The organism is Aeromonas sp. BIGb0405 (assembly GCF_024807335.1).
In the GTDB taxonomy this organism is placed as follows: Bacteria; Pseudomonadota; Gammaproteobacteria; order Enterobacterales; family Aeromonadaceae; genus Aeromonas; species Aeromonas rivuli.
The window spans coordinates 33,957-47,642 of sequence record NZ_JANUEP010000001.1 but is presented as its reverse complement, the minus strand read 5'-3'; the positions used below and the strand labels follow the sequence as shown (position 1 = coordinate 47,642).

12 protein-coding genes are annotated in these 13,686 nt (G+C 62.9%); 5 read left to right on the top strand and 7 right to left on the bottom strand.

Going from position 1 to position 13,686, the window contains the following annotated elements; translation table 11 throughout:
* Positions 1–76: 76 nt before the first annotated feature.
* A complete protein-coding gene (locus M2366_RS00295) occupies positions 77–1,252 on the bottom strand; it encodes a hypothetical protein (RefSeq protein WP_259268676.1) in 1,176 nt (391 codons plus the stop codon).
* A gap of 313 nt (positions 1,253–1,565) precedes the next feature.
* On the opposite strand from M2366_RS00295, the gene M2366_RS00290 reads away from it, so the two are divergent.
* Entirely contained in the window at positions 1,566–2,039 is a 474-nt protein-coding gene (locus tag M2366_RS00290) for a PaaI family thioesterase (protein ID WP_042042323.1), read from the top strand.
* A gap of 133 nt (positions 2,040–2,172) precedes the next feature.
* On the opposite strand, the gene ybcJ is transcribed toward M2366_RS00290, so the two are convergent.
* Positions 2,173–2,406, bottom strand: coding sequence for a ribosome-associated protein YbcJ (gene ybcJ / locus M2366_RS00285; RefSeq protein ID WP_042042325.1), 234 nt, complete (start codon positions 2,404–2,406; stop codon positions 2,173–2,175).
* A gap of 261 nt (positions 2,407–2,667) precedes the next feature.
* Here ybcJ and M2366_RS00280 point away from each other — a divergent pair, with 261 nt between their 5' ends.
* Entirely contained in the window at positions 2,668–3,231 is a 564-nt protein-coding gene (locus M2366_RS00280) for a VC2662 family protein (RefSeq protein ID WP_224432801.1), read from the top strand.
* Positions 3,232–3,406: 175 nt separating this feature from the next.
* Complete coding sequence (locus tag M2366_RS00275) at positions 3,407–4,162, top strand: DUF429 domain-containing protein (RefSeq protein ID WP_259268675.1); 756 nt, start codon at positions 3,407–3,409, stop codon at positions 4,160–4,162.
* A 130-nt stretch (positions 4,163–4,292) separates the two neighbouring features.
* Here M2366_RS00275 and M2366_RS00270 read toward each other — a convergent pair whose 3' ends face one another.
* From M2366_RS00270 to M2366_RS00255, 4 genes are all read right to left on the bottom strand, one after another.
* Positions 4,293–5,117 (bottom strand): EamA family transporter, encoded by an 825-nt coding sequence (locus M2366_RS00270; RefSeq protein ID WP_259268674.1) that lies wholly within the window; start codon positions 5,115–5,117, stop codon positions 4,293–4,295.
* Between the two features lie 65 nt (positions 5,118–5,182).
* A complete protein-coding gene (locus tag M2366_RS00265; protein WP_259268673.1) occupies positions 5,183–6,931 on the bottom strand; it encodes a putative 2-aminoethylphosphonate ABC transporter permease subunit in 1,749 nt (582 codons plus the stop codon).
* A complete protein-coding gene (locus M2366_RS00260; RefSeq protein WP_042042329.1) occupies positions 6,919–7,938 on the bottom strand; it encodes an ATP-binding cassette domain-containing protein in 1,020 nt (339 codons plus the stop codon). Before M2366_RS00260 ends, M2366_RS00265 begins: the two co-directional genes overlap by 13 nt.
* Before the next feature lie 253 nt (positions 7,939–8,191).
* A complete protein-coding gene (locus tag M2366_RS00255; protein WP_042042330.1) occupies positions 8,192–9,196 on the bottom strand; it encodes a putative 2-aminoethylphosphonate ABC transporter substrate-binding protein in 1,005 nt (334 codons plus the stop codon).
* Positions 9,197–9,494: 298 nt separating this feature from the next.
* On the opposite strand from M2366_RS00255, the gene phnW reads away from it, so the two are divergent.
* Together phnW and phnX are read left to right on the top strand one after the other, a co-directional pair.
* Positions 9,495–10,601, top strand: a complete 1,107-nt coding sequence (gene phnW / locus M2366_RS00250; protein WP_259268672.1) for a 2-aminoethylphosphonate--pyruvate transaminase — start codon at positions 9,495–9,497, stop codon at positions 10,599–10,601.
* An 87-nt stretch (positions 10,602–10,688) separates the two neighbouring features.
* Positions 10,689–11,516 (top strand): phosphonoacetaldehyde hydrolase, encoded by an 828-nt coding sequence (gene phnX, locus M2366_RS00245; protein WP_259268671.1) that lies wholly within the window; start codon positions 10,689–10,691, stop codon positions 11,514–11,516.
* Positions 11,517–12,236: 720 nt separating this feature from the next.
* Here the strand turns inward: phnX and M2366_RS00240 are convergent.
* Positions 12,237–13,640 carry an FAD-dependent oxidoreductase gene (locus M2366_RS00240; RefSeq protein ID WP_259268670.1) on the bottom strand — a complete coding sequence of 468 codons (1,404 nt, stop codon included), beginning with the start codon at positions 13,638–13,640 and terminating at the stop codon, positions 12,237–12,239.
* Between the last annotated feature and the right edge of the window lie 46 nt (positions 13,641–13,686).

Sequence of the window (13,686 nt, the reverse complement as noted above, 5' to 3'; positions counted from 1 at the left end):
TTGGTTCAGGCAACATGCCAGCAATAAAACAGTCGGCCTTGGCCGACTGTTTGTTTAGGTGCTGTGTTGCGACGGATTACACTTTTGCCTTGCTGCGCTGCTCCAGCTTGGGTTGCTGGGGCGGGAAGTCATCGTTGAAGAAGGTGTCGGCCTCTTCAATTTGTGCCTTGCGCTGCTTCTGAATGAAGGCATCGAAATCCTTCTTGATCTCGGGATCCTTGAGCGCTTCGTAGTCGAACACGTTGGCGGCGTAGAGATAGTTGAAGTAGATATCGACAAATTCGGCGCTGGCACAGGCCGAGGTGAACTTGCTGTTCTGCCTGTCGAAGTTGATGCGGTACTGCTTGATCTTCGGCACATAGACCAGCTCGGTGCCTACCTTGAAGACTTCCACCGTGATCCCGACGGTGATGGTCTTGTAGAAGTCCTTGTTGTTCTCCACCCCGAAGCGGATGGCATCCCCCTGTTTTTCCAGGAACTTGTTGAAGCTGGCCAGGGCGCTGGTGCCCTGACTCACCACCACATCCATGATGAAGTTGATGAAGTCGGTGGCGATGCTGAGCCCCTTGATATGGCGGCTGTAGCTCTGCTGGTCGATCTTGCTTGGCCCCATCAAGGGTATCTTGGAGAGCGCCAGGGCCCAGAGGTCGGCATCTGTCTTGTACTGCTCGCCATAGGCTTCGGCGTAGCGGTTGATGTAAGAGGTGACCACCGAGGTGATGGCGATGAGATACGCCTTCTGCTCGGCCAGTTTGGCCATGACGGCGGGGTCGGTCAGCAGCTCGTTGGCCACGATGAACTCGACCAGGCCATCCTTGTCGGCATAGGGATCGTTGCCGACCGACTTGCTCTGGGCCAGACGTGCATCACCGAAGAAGGCATTGGCCTCGGCGAACTGATCGCGGGTATTGAGGCGGTTGGCACTGGCTTCGGGCAGCAGGCGGCAGAGCACCAGCTCGGCACTGTAGTCCGACTCGCGCAGGGTAAATTGGATCTGATTGCCGAAGGTCTTCTTATAGGCATGATTGAAGTCGATCAGCACCGAGTTGCAGCCGCAGTCCATGGCGAAATCCACCGAGTAGCTCAGGGGGCCGGAGGGCAATGGCCTGCTCATCCGGCCCTTGACAGACAGGTTTGCATAACACTTGAGGTACTCCTTGCCAAAGAGCTCGTAGGCACGATTGTTGTTGAAATCCAAAGAGAAAGTACCTGCGCTCTCACCGCCATTGAACAACTGTTTATCGTTACTCATCTCTATATCCTTTTAAAGAAAATGGACCCTGTGATTGACCCTGGCTGGCTGCCCAGCTCAGGGCCTGAAGAGCCTAGTGACGGAAAGAGCAGAACGTTACTGTTATATCTGTCAGTTGTGACCCTGTCGGGCTGAACTAGTGGGGCTGGATGAGGTTAAAAGAGGGCGGTTTCAGGGCGTTAGCAGGTCGATGTCGAGGGGTAAGAAGCCGGTTGAGGGGAAAATAACCTCAATGAGGGGGATATCTGCCCTTGAATCTGAATTGTCATACAGGCAACATCTCGTTCACACCCACTCATCGGATCAGTTAGCAATGGACCTGCAACGCCTCAAGGCCAACCTTGGCCTGCGCCTCTTCGCCTGGCGCTATATCCCTCTCATCGGCTTCTGTGGCCCCGTCATCGAACAGATGGATGAACGCGCCCTGCGCATTCGCATGCCCCTTGGCTGGCGTACCCGCAATCATCTGGGCAGCATGTATTTTGGCGCCTTGGCAACCGGCGCCGATCTGGTGGGTGGGCTGCTGGTGATGGAGAAGGGGCGGGCCAGGGGCAAGAAGGTACACTTTGCCTTCAAGGATGTGCAGGGAGACTTCCTCAAGCGTCCCGAGGGGGATGTGCAGTTTGACTGCGCAGCCGGCGAAGCGATTGACGCCATGATTGACGCCTCCCTGGCCAGCGGCCAGCGTATCAACCGGCCTATCGAGGTGGTGGCCAGCTGTCCTTCACTCAGCGGTGATGAGCCAGTGGCGCGCTTCGTGCTGACCTTGTCAATCAAGGCCAGTTAGCGAGCAGGGTTGCCGCGAAGAGGGCCCATCGGGTGTCGAGGCAATGAAAGATGCTCGGCCGACGGCGTCACCAAGGAGATCAAGAGAAGCTCGGACAGATGCCGCCAGCGGGCGCTGACGGCAGGCTGGGGGATTACGCTATCACCGGGCTCAGGCCAGCCTTGACCACCACCTTGCTGCCATTGAAGTTCACCACCTGCTCGGCCACTATCTTGCAGCGCTTGCGCGTCTCTACTTGTCCATCCACCTCGACCAGGCCTTCGGCAACCAGTGCCTTGGCGGCGCCGCCGCAATCGGCCCACCCCTGGTGTTTGATCAGATCGCACAGGGCAACGAAGGGGTGGCCTTCCAGCAGAAACGTCTCCATGGGAACTTCCTCTATTTATGATGCATAAGCGCAGGGCGGCCATTTTAGGCAGTTAACCTCCACATGGAAAGGGTTAGCCGCATCGATGCCATGATTGGGAGGAACTGAGGGGCCCGGTTCACCATAGCGGCGAGTGTCGCGCGTTGCAGGGTTGGTGGTGCGGGGTTCGACCAGACTGGTCGCAGCGCAGTCGGGGTGGGCTCGTGTCCCGGATACCAGCTTGCTAGGCTAGCAACCCAGATCCTGCGCCAAGGAGTGCCCATGAACAAGCTGACCACACTGATTGCCTGCTCCACCCTGACCCTCGCCGGGGTGGCCGAGGCGGCTACCCCCATTCAGATCTCCCTGCCCGGCATCAACCTGCCCGCCTCCCAGCAGGTAGAAGGGGCGCGCGCCTCCTTGCTCTATGGTCGCACCGCCTCTGTGAAGGGCCTCGACCTGCCGGTGTTTGCCTTGTCGGATGTCAACAACTTTACCGGTTTGCAGCTGGGTGTTTTCTTTGGCGCAGGCCGGGTGCGCAATCAGTTCAACGGTGTTGCCATCAACGCCCTCAACTGGCATGACGGTCAGGACAGGGGCGTGAACCTGGGTTTTGTCAACCTGACCAATAATGTGCAAGGCCTCAACTGGGGGGCGGTCAACATCGCCCGTGGCAATGCCCTGGCCAACGTCGGTTTCGTCAACTATGCCGAACGAACCACCTTCCAGATAGGCTTCATCAATGCCACCAAGCACCTGGATGGTCTGCAGATTGGCCTGGCCAACTACGCCGAGAATGGCATCTTCCCCATCTTGCCCCTGATCAATTTCAAGAAATCCTTCTGATAGCACGCCGTCATCCCTTTATGAATGGCGGCGTCCTGTTTACCCTGTGCCCCTTCAGATCACCCATGAGGGAGCCTGGCCTATGAGCCCGAATACAGAGCGAAACATGATGGATAACGAGGGGGAGTCTGTGGCCTCGCACGGAGATGAGCATCACTCTCATATGGCACCAGACATGCTTCCTTGGCATCACTGGGATGCCATCGGCATTGGCTGGGATGTTCGTGGCTGGCAGGGCAAAGCCCAGGCGGTGGCACTGGCGGGATGGCGCCGGGAGGATGACAGCCTGCACTGGCTCGGGGTCTCGCCGCTGTTTCGGCTCAGTTCACGGGGGGTACCTGATATCTTTTCGTTACTGATGCCGTTGCTCAAAAGCAAGGCACGTTGCGATGAGTTGCTGAGTCACCCCCGTTTCGCCTTGGGAATGGATGCGCCACTCGCCTTTCCCCGAGGGTTTACTGCTTTGCTTCGGGGGGAGGTGCAGCAGATCGCCATTCCGGCGCGGGAGATAGACAACCCCTATGCCTATCGTGACTGCGAGCGCTGGCTCCATGAACGCTATGGCAAGAAGCCACTCTCGGCGAGTTTCGACAGGCTTGGCAACAATGCCACTCTGGCGTTGGCCATGGCTCCGGCCCTGACCCCGTTACAGCGGGTGCCACAGCAGGTCCCTGCGGCACCTCGGGCGCTGCTCGAGGTCTATCCCGCCCTGGCCAAGCAAGGGGGCAGGGTATCCTGCGCCCGTCCCGAGATCCATCTCCTCCTGCCCAAGACGCTGCAACCGGGCACGGATCAATATGACGCCGCCCTCTGTGCCCTGATGGCGCTGCAATATGCTGCCGGGGATAAAGTGAAAGCATTGCCTCCCTTGCAAGCCCCCCCTGCCGATTTTCCCCTGGACGAGGGGTGGATCTACCATTTCGTTCCCTGATCGGGCGTGCTCAGACCACACCTGGATCGTGGCGGAGGATTTCTGGCTAAGCGGGATAGACTCAAAAGCGCAGATCAATGCACTCAGCTATCAGATCACACAACGCGCTGTGCAAGGTTCGCACTCGCCTTCAACCTAGCCGCAGCAGCAAGACACCGCCAAGCAGGGTGAGGGCGGCCAGCCATTTGCCACGGCCGAGGCGCTCTTGAAAACAAAGGGCGCCAATCAGGAAGGAGATGAGGATGCCGCTCTCGCGCAGGGCGCTGACCTGCGCCAGAGGCGCCTGGGTCATGGCCCACACCACGATGGCGTAAGCCAGGGTCGAGCAGGCGCCCCCCAGCAGGGCGAGCCACCAGCCCCGCCTCAATATCGGCCAGATCGCCCTCCCGAGGGCCCGGCGCGCCAGCGCCAGCATCAGCCCCCCCTCCAGAGTCACCAACCAGAGCACATAGGCCACCGGCTGACCGCCGCTGGCCCGGGCCCCCATGCCATCGACCAGGGTGTAGCAGGCGATGAGGCAGGCGCACTGCCAGGGGCTGGGATCCCCCCTGTTCATTCCCTTGAGTCCAAGCAGGATCAGTGCGGCGGCGATGAGGGCGATGCCCGCCAGGGCAGGTCCCTCTGGCATGCCTTCGAGCAGCAGCGAGGGGATGAACAGCAGCAGGATGGCGCCGCCGCGCATCAGGGTATAGCTCTGGGCCAGGGAGCCAGCCCCATAGGCGCGGGCCAGAAGCTGGTAATAACCGACGTGGAGCAGGGCCGAGACCAGCAGAAAAGGCCAGGCGGCCGGGGCGGGCAGAGGCAGCCATGGCAACAGGGGCAGGGCGATGATGGCGCAACCCTGGCTGACCAGCAGCGTCATGGCGCCCTTGTCGCGGGCGCCCTTGATCAGGGCATTCCAGCTTACATGCAGCAGTGCTGAGCCGAGAACCAGGCTAAAGACGAGGGGGGACATAGGACTCCAATGTACTCAGTGAGACGGACAGGGCCAACTGGCCCTGTCTCTTGCTTGCCCTTGATTCAGCGCTGACGCCAGCGCTGGGTACGCAGCCCAAGGCAGTGTGACAGCAGGAAATAGACCCCCTTGGCCGCCATGGCGGTGAACATCAGGAGCACGGCCATGGCGGCTGCGCTGCCGGTCTGGCCCGCATCGTCCAGATTGAGGATGGCGATGGCGGCGGGCAGGGTATCGGGGGAGTAGAGGAAGACCAGGGCCGAGGTGGTGGTCAGGGCATTGACGAACAGATAGATGGCGACATCGAGCAGGGCCGGGCTGCACACCGGCAGTGTTATGCGCCAGAAGGTGAGGTAGCGAGGCAGCTTGAGGGAGCTGGCCACCGTCTCTATCTCGCTCGGCATCTGCTTGAGGGCGGCCTGCATCGTCATCTGGCCGACCGTGTAGTAGTGACACAGGGAGTTGATGACGAGCAGGGTCATGGTGCCGTAGAGCAGAGCGAGGGGGTTGCCTGGCTGGTTGAAGAAGAAGATGTAACCCAGTCCCAGCACCATGCCGGGTACCGCCATGGGCAGCAGCCCCAGCAGACTGATGAGGCGGCGCAGCCAGCCAAAGCCATCCCCCTTCTCCACCAGATAGCTGCCCAGCATCACCAGGGCACTGCCAAACAGGGCGACCCCGGCCGCCAGGGTGAGGGAGTTGAACCAGGGCTGCCAGCCATAGGGGGTGGTGCTGGCAAAATCATAATGACGCAGGCTGAGGGTCAGATCCCAGGGCCAGAAGCTGATCAGGGAGCCATAGATGGCGACCCCTATCAGAGTGACGATGAAGAGGGCGATGAGAGAGCAGAAGATCAGGCAGCAGCCGTCACGCAGCTTGTGGGGGGCGGGGCGGTAAATGACGGCGTTGCTGGCAAGCTGTCCCCGCTGGCGACGGGCGAGCCAGCGATCCAGGCCGAAGGCGAGCAGGGCGGGCAGCAGCAGGAAGACGCTGGTGACCGCGCCCATGGTGAAGTTCTGCTGGCCTACCACCTGCTTGAAGATATCGGTGGCGAGCAGGGAATATTGACCCCCGATCACCTTGGCAACGGCAAAGTCGCACACCGCCAGGGTGAACACCAGCACCAGGGCACTGAGGATGCCATAACGGGCATTGGTCAGGGTGATGAGCAAGAAACGGCGCCAGCTTGGCAGCTTGAGCACCCGGGCGGCCTCGTAGAGGCGCGCATCCGCTGTGCCCAGGGTGGTGCAGAGCAGCATGAGGGCATGGGGGAAGCACCAGAAGCCCAGGCCGAGCAGTATGCCGATGGGGCCATAGATGGACTCCCCCATCAGCCAGGATTTAAGCATGCCCTGGTTGCCAAACAGATAGATGAGGCTGATGGCGGGCAGCAGGGAGGGGGCGAGGATCGGCAGGTTGGCCAGCAGGCGAAACCATCGCCGTCCCGGCATGCAGCTGCGGGTCAGGGCGAAGGCGTAGCCGAAGGCGAGCAACACCACCCCGGCGCTCACCGTCAGCCCGATCAAGAGGGTGTGACCGGCGGAGGCGCGCAGCTGGGGAGAGGCGAGATAGTGCTGAAAGTTGGCCAGGCCGACGAACTGGCCGTTGCCGTCCTGCACGCTCTTTTGCAGCATGGCCAGCAGGGGGGCGGCCAGCCCCAGCAGCAGGAAGAGGCTGACGGCGAGCAGCAGGGCCAGAGTCAGCAGGCGATCCGCACGCCACTGGGACCGGGCAAGCAGGGAGAGGGTCGGCATGGGGACTCCGAACAGGCACAGAGGCTCAGACTGGGGGTGGGGGGAGTTCAGGCGTGGCATGTGGGCTCCGGGCGGAAGTGATGCAGCTGATCCCGGGGGATCTCCAGGTGCAGGCGGCGGCCAGGGGCGAGATCCAGCGCCGCGAGCTCCCGCAATGGCACATTGACCTGCAGCGGTTCGGTCAGGGCGGGGTGATGGCAGGCGACCCGCATGTGGTTACCCTGGAAGGCGCAGTCCGAAATCTCGACCGGCAGTTGCCCCCCCAGAGATGAGAGGCGCAGCGCCTCGGGACGAATGCCGAGTTCGCCGCCTATCCCTTCCCCCGGACAGGCGAGCAGGCCTGGCAGGAAGTTCATCTGGCCGACGAAGTTGGCGACGAAGCGGCTGGCCGGGGCCCGGTAGATCTCCTCCGGGGTGCCGAACTGTTCGATGCGCCCGGCGTTCATCACCAGGATGCGATCGGCCATGGTCAGTGCCTCCTCCTGATCATGGGTCACCATGATGGTGGTGATGCCAAGGCGCCGTTGCAGGCGCTTGATCTCGTCGCGCAGATGCACGCGCACCTTGGCATCCAGGGCCGAGAGCGGCTCGTCGAGCAGCAAGAGGCCGGGGGAGAGGATCAACGCCCGGGCCAGGGCGACCCGCTGCTGCTGGCCGCCGGAGAGCTGGGCCGGGTACTTGTCTTTGGCCGCCTCCAGATGGACCAGGGCCAGCCACTCGGCGACCCGGGTGGCGATGGTCTGGCTCGGCAGCTTCTGCTGGCGCAGGCCGATGGCGATGTTCTCGGTCACCGTCAAGTTGGGAAACAGGGCATAGGACTGGAAGACGATGCCAAAATCGCGGGCCTCGGGGGGGAGCAGGGTGACATCCTGGCCCCCCTGGCGAATGCTGCCGCTGCTCGGGGTCTCCAGCCCGGCGATCATCCGCAGCATGGTGGTCTTGCCGCAGCCGGAGGGGCCGAGGAAGCAGACGAACTCCCCCGCCTCGATGGCCAGGGAGAGGGGGTTGACGGCGGTGAAGCCATCGAAGTGCTTGGAGAGGTGTTCGAGTTGCAGATAGGCGCTCATCAGAGGACTCCTTCTTGGTGTAGACCAGATTATCCCGTCGTCAGATTGCAGCTTGATGACAATGGCGGCGAGGGAGAAAAAGGGGCGAGTCCCGGCAACGTCAGCGGCGCCCTTGGGCGCCGCTGTTGCTTTATCTTCGATCCGGCCGCTCTGCCGCCAGCCGGTGGGGATCACAGTCGTGCGGCAACCCTGATCAAGGGTCGCCGAACTCGGACTTGCCGCGAAGTGACAGAGCCAGTTGACCCGATGCGGATCACTGGGCCTCGGACTTGCCATCGAAGCGGCTGCTCCAGTCGGCGAGGATCTGGCCACGCTCCCTGGCCATCTTGGCGAAATCGAGGGGGATCATCGCCTGCTTCACGTCCGGGTAGTTGGGCACAGGCTTGCTCAGGGCTGCGATGCCGACCACGGGGTAGTTCTGGCTATAGAGGCGGTTGGCGCTCTCGCCGATGGACCAGTCAACCAGCGCCTTGGCGGCGGCGGATTGATCATTGACCAGGGCCACGGATTCGGTATCCCAGCCGATGCCGCCCTTGGGCAGGATCACGCTGATGGGAGCGCCCTGAGTCTTGAGTTTGGCTCCCCGCAGGCTCATGGAGATGCCCGCCAGCACCTCGCCCTGGGCCGCCTGCACGCAGGGCTTGGAGCCCGAGTGGGTGTACTGGGCTATGTTGCCGTGCAATTTCTCCATGTAGGCCCAGCCCTTGTCATCCCCCAGGCTCTGCAACCAGGCGGCGACCATCATGAAGCCGGTGCCGGAGGAGGCGGGATTGGGCATGGCAATTTTCCCTTTGAACTCGGGCTTGAGCAGATCGTCCCAGCTGGTGGGGGCCGGGATGCCGAGGGATTTGCCCATGGCCTCGTTGAAGCAGACGGCGTTGAAGAAGGCGTCGTTGCCATACCAGGCCGGGTTCGCCTCGGGATCCGTCAGACCCGGATCCAGGGCCTCGGCGCCGACGGGATGGTAGGGCTTGATCACCCCCTCCTGTTTGAGCAGGGCGAGGGAGGATCCCGCCAGTCCCCACACCACATCGGCCTGGGGCCGCGCCTTCTCGGCCAGCAGCTTGGCGGTGATGACCCCGGTGGAGTCGCGCACCCACTTGATCTCGATGTCGGGGTGGGCCTGTTCGAAGGCCTGCTGATAGGGACCCATGATGTCGGTCTCAAATGCCGTGTAGACGGTCAACACCTCCTTGGCGTGGGCGGTTGTGGCGAGGGTCATCATGCCCAGCAGGGCGGCGAGCTTGGTCATCTTCATCGAACTTTCCCTATTGCGGTGGAGTGGGGTGATTGGAGCGGGAGACCCGCGCCACCAATCTGGTTCATACCAGATGGTTGGATTGGCATGCTAGGAAGGAAAAATGACGGCTGGATGACGATGCGATGGCAATCCTGTGACTCTTGCTGGCCAGTAATAGCTGGCCGTGACTGGGCTATATGAAGCTTTGATGAAGATTGCAGCTGGGCGCTTTACCCCCGCAAGTGGCCCTCATACCATGGCGCTTAATGGTATAGACCAGAATGAATTGCCCACTAGCTGCCGACGATGAGGCCATATGAACAAGGACAATCCCTACCTGCTGCTGACCCCGGGTCCGCTCTCTACCTCCCGCACCGTGCGTGAAGCCATGCTCAAGGATTGGTGTACCTGGGACGACGACTACAACCTGGGGGTGGTGCAGGCCATCCGTGCCCGGCTGGAGGCCCTGACCGGCTACCCGGCTCTTTACAGCAGCGTCTTGATGCAGGGATCGGGTACCGCCAGCGTCGAGGCCTGCCTGGGCAGCGTGATCGGCCAGAACCACAAGTTGTTGATCGTCGACAACGGCGCCTATGGGGCCCGCATGGTCGAGATAGCACGCAGACTAAACCTACTCCATCGGGTCTACCATCTGGACGAATGTCAGCCAGCCGACCCTCAGGAGCTGGCCCGCCTGCTGGCCGAGGATGACACCATCAGCCATGTGGCCATGGTGCACTGCGAGACCACCACTGGCCTGCTCAACCCCCTGGAGGCTGTTGGCCGGGTGGTGCAGCAGGCGGGGCGCTGCTTCATCGTCGATGCCATGTCGAGCTTTGGCGGCATTCCCATCGATTTTCAGCGCGCCGGTATCGACTTTCTGATCAGCTCGGCCAACAAGTGCATCCAGGGTGTGCCCGGGTTTGGTCTGGTGCTGGCCAGACGCAGCCGGTTGCTGGCCTGCGAGGGGCTTGCCCGCTCCCTCTCCCTGGATCTGTTCGACCAGTGGCGAGTGATGGAGCAGGGGGGTGGCAAGTGGCGCTTCACCAGCCCGACCCATGTGGTGCGCGCCTTTTATCAGGCACTGCTGGAGCTGGAGCAGGAGGGGGGGGTAACCGCTCGTCATGCCCGCTATTGCGAGAACCAGCGCCGCTTGGTGGCCGGTATGGCGGCCCTGGGGTTCCAGCCCCTGCTCGCTGCGGCGAAGATGTCCCCCATCATCACCGCTTTCCTGGCCCCGACGGCGCCGGGCTACGACTTCAAACGCTTCTATGAGCGGCTCAAGGGGGCGGGTTTCGTCATCTATCCGGGCAAGGTCTCCCAGGCCGACTGTTTTCGCATCGGCAACATAGGGGAAGTCTATCTCGCTGACATAGATCGCCTGCTGGTCGCCGTGGCCGCCAACTGTGACTGGCAGGCCTGACCAGGCCACCGGGGCGCCCCCTGATGTCAGGCATCCCATGCCATGCACCACCCATAACGGCAAGGCCACCCTTGCCAGGAGAGCACAATGAACAAGCAGTCAGTGAACAAGCAAGTGGAAGCCGTGATCCTCGATTGGGCCGGCACCGTGGTCGACTTTGGCTCCTTTGCCCCGACCAGCATCTTCGTCGAGGCCTTCGCCCGCGCCTATGAATTCGAGGTGACCCTGGCCGAGGCCAGGGTGCCCATGGGTCTTGGCAAATGGGATCACATCCAGGCCCTGGGCCGCCTGCCTGGGGTGGATGCGCGCTGGCGCGCCCGCTTTGGCCATTCCATGAGCGAGGCCGAGGTAGATACCCTCTATCACACCTTCATGCCGTTGCAGCGGGCCAAGGTGGCCGAGTTCGCCGAGCCCATCCCGGGAGCCCTGGCCACCATCGCCTGGCTGAGGGAGCGGGGCATCAAGATAGGCTCCTGCTCCGGCTACCCGAGAACCGTGATGGAGGCCCTGCTGCCCGCCGCCGCGGACGCGGGTTACCGCCCGGATCATGTGGTGGCCACCGACGATCTGCCCGCAGGGGGCAGGCCCGGCCCCTGGATGGCGCTTGCCAACGTCAATGCCCTGGGAGTGGGCTCGGTGCAGGCCTGCATCAAGGTGGACGATGCGGCCCCCGGCATAGAGGAGGGGATCAACGCCGGCATGTGGACTGTCGGCCTGACTCTCTCCGGCAACGAGGCGGGTCTCACCCTGGCCCAATATCAGGCCGCCAGCCCGGAGACCCTGGCCGTGTGCCGCGCCAAGGCGGCCCCCAGACTACAGCAGGCGGGGGCCCATTTTCTTATTGATACCTTGGCCGACTTGCCCGCCGTGGTGGAAGAGATCAATCGCCGATTGGGGGCGGGGGAGAAACCCTGATCCATCGTCACGTCAGCGTGTCAGATGCTACAAGAGGCCCGCGATGCGGGCCTCACTGCCTGAGGGAACAATGGCGGTCTGCGGATGCTGCGGATGCTGCGCATGCAAACAGGCCGCTGCGTCCCATGACTTGGCCCGGTGGGCGCCCCGCCTGCGACGCACACTCCCTCATGGGCTTAGTGCTTTGTATCTGCTCTATCCGATGTCAGGCTCCTATTCCGGTCTTCTCCTCCCTCATTCATTCTCTCTTCGCACGCACCATAGGCCTTGGGCGCAGTGCCCTGGTCCCATATCAGGGGTATCAGCGTCGGGATACGCGGCTGCTGGAGTGAAAAATCATCACATATGCCATCAAACCAGGATCGTCAGGAAAGGATCCACACCCTGCCACCTCGGGGGAGCAGGCCGTCTACAGGGCGGGGCGAGGGAGGAGGAGTCGCTGGGTTTATAGCAGGTCAAGCGAGGCACTCGCGGAGTAGAACCAGAAGCGGCAGCCGCAGTGCTGGGTTGGAGAGGCGAGATAATCAAGTGAGGCGTCAGTGGCAGGGGTGCAAGGGCGAGCCGGCGTGACGAGGCAACCACTTATCCGGGCTGATGAAAATAGGCGCTCTATGGAAAAGTGAGCACCGCTTCTCGGCCTCATTGTGCTGTTGCCTGCATCTGGACCCCCAGGCACCACCCCGGCGAAACGGGGGGGGCCAAGGGGATAAGTGGCGCGGTTCAGCCCTTGTCCGCCTTGCCGGCGGCATCGGCGAGGCGGGCAAGATGGCGAGCCCAGGAGGGCACGGGGCGCCCCTCGTCCTCGGCCTGCTCTTTGCGAAGGATGGCGCGGCGCACCAGGTTGGCGCCGAGCCAGCGTATTGGCTCCGGTGGGAACTGGCCCCGGGGGCCCATGGCCAGGGGGCAGTGGCGCCACTCGTTGTCGAGATCCAGCGCCAGGGCGGCGAGGATCTCTCCCCCCATCCAGCTCTGCACCACGCCGTTGCCCGAATAACCCGCGCCATAGAGGACATTGGGGTGATCCTCGAGATGGCCGAAGAAGGGCAGGCCGGTGGCGCTGCGATCAGAAGGGCCGGTCCAGCTGGCGGCGATAGGCAGACTCGCGAGGGAGGGAAAGAAGCCGTCGAGGCGGCGGCGCAGATCGGCGGCGAAGGCGCTGGGGCGATCGAACCAGGGGTGGAGGCGGTTGGCAAACGCAAAGCGGTTGCCCCCCTTGCCCAGCATCAGGCGACCGGCCGGGGTGCGCCGGTAGTAGTGCACAAAGGTGCGGCCATCCACCACGCTGATCCCATCCGTCAGTCCAAGTGCATCCAGACGCTCGGGGGCGGGATCCGTGATCACCATGTCGGAGGAGACCAGGATCAGGTTGCGGGAGAACTGGCGGCATTGGCGCGGCAGCCAGGCGTTGATGGCGAGGATCACCTTGTCGGCCCTGACGCTGCCAAGGGGGGTCTCGAGCAGGGGCCTGGCGCCGTGCACCAGCCGGGTCATGGGGGTCTGTTCATGGATGACAATGCCAAGGGCCAGGGCCACCCGGCGCAACCCGCGTACCAGCAGGGCGGGTTGCACGCTGCCCGCCGCCGGGCTGAAGTGGCCCGCCAGGTGCGCCCTGGAGCCGGCGCGGGCTTGCACCTCCTCCTGGGACAAGGATTGCCAGCGGCTGATATCTGCCCGCTCGAGGGCGGCGAGGGCAGGGGCTAATCCTCCCAACTGCGCCGGGCTGGTGGCGGTGTAGAGGGTGCCATCGAGACGCAGCTGCGCCTCGATGGCGTGATGCTGGCAAAAGTCGCGGATGGCAAAGACTGCCTGCTCGGATGCCTGTACCAGCCGGGCGGCCTCCTGCTCACCAAACAGGCGGCGCAGGGAGGGGTACTTGGTGGACCAGGTGAGCAGGCAGCCGCCATTGCGCCCTGAGGCGCCACTGCCGCACAGCGCCCGCTCTATGATAACCACTCGCAGGGCCGGATCCTGCTGCTTCAATTTGATGGCGCTCCACAGGCCGGTGTAGCCGCCGCCGACGATGGCGATGTCGGCCTCGATGTGTTGCCCGAGGGGGATGGGGTCGGCTGGTTGTTCCAGGGCCAGGGCCTCGGCCAACCAGAAGGGAAGTGTTTCTTGGGTCATGGTCTGCCTATTGGTCTATACCAAAAGGCGCCAGTATGGGGGCCGC

Coding starts and splice junctions, on each gene's coding strand:
- M2366_RS00260 (WP_042042329.1), bottom strand. CDS start 7,938: ATGAGCGCCTATCTGCAACTCGAACACCTCTCCAAGCACTTCGATGGC.
- phnW (WP_259268672.1), top strand. CDS start 9,495: ATGAACAAGGACAATCCCTACCTGCTGCTGACCCCGGGTCCGCTCTCT.
- M2366_RS00290 (WP_042042323.1), top strand. CDS start 1,566: ATGGACCTGCAACGCCTCAAGGCCAACCTTGGCCTGCGCCTCTTCGCC.
- M2366_RS00270 (WP_259268674.1), bottom strand. CDS start 5,117: ATGTCCCCCCTCGTCTTTAGCCTGGTTCTCGGCTCAGCACTGCTGCAT.
- M2366_RS00280 (WP_224432801.1), top strand. CDS start 2,668: ATGAACAAGCTGACCACACTGATTGCCTGCTCCACCCTGACCCTCGCC.
- phnX (WP_259268671.1), top strand. CDS start 10,689: ATGAACAAGCAGTCAGTGAACAAGCAAGTGGAAGCCGTGATCCTCGAT.
- M2366_RS00240 (WP_259268670.1), bottom strand. CDS start 13,640: ATGACCCAAGAAACACTTCCCTTCTGGTTGGCCGAGGCCCTGGCCCTG.
- M2366_RS00265 (WP_259268673.1), bottom strand. CDS start 6,931: ATGCCACGCCTGAACTCCCCCCACCCCCAGTCTGAGCCTCTGTGCCTG.
- M2366_RS00275 (WP_259268675.1), top strand. CDS start 3,407: ATGCTTCCTTGGCATCACTGGGATGCCATCGGCATTGGCTGGGATGTT.
- M2366_RS00295 (WP_259268676.1), bottom strand. CDS start 1,252: ATGAGTAACGATAAACAGTTGTTCAATGGCGGTGAGAGCGCAGGTACT.
- M2366_RS00255 (WP_042042330.1), bottom strand. CDS start 9,196: ATGAAGATGACCAAGCTCGCCGCCCTGCTGGGCATGATGACCCTCGCC.
- ybcJ (WP_042042325.1), bottom strand. CDS start 2,406: ATGGAGACGTTTCTGCTGGAAGGCCACCCCTTCGTTGCCCTGTGCGAT.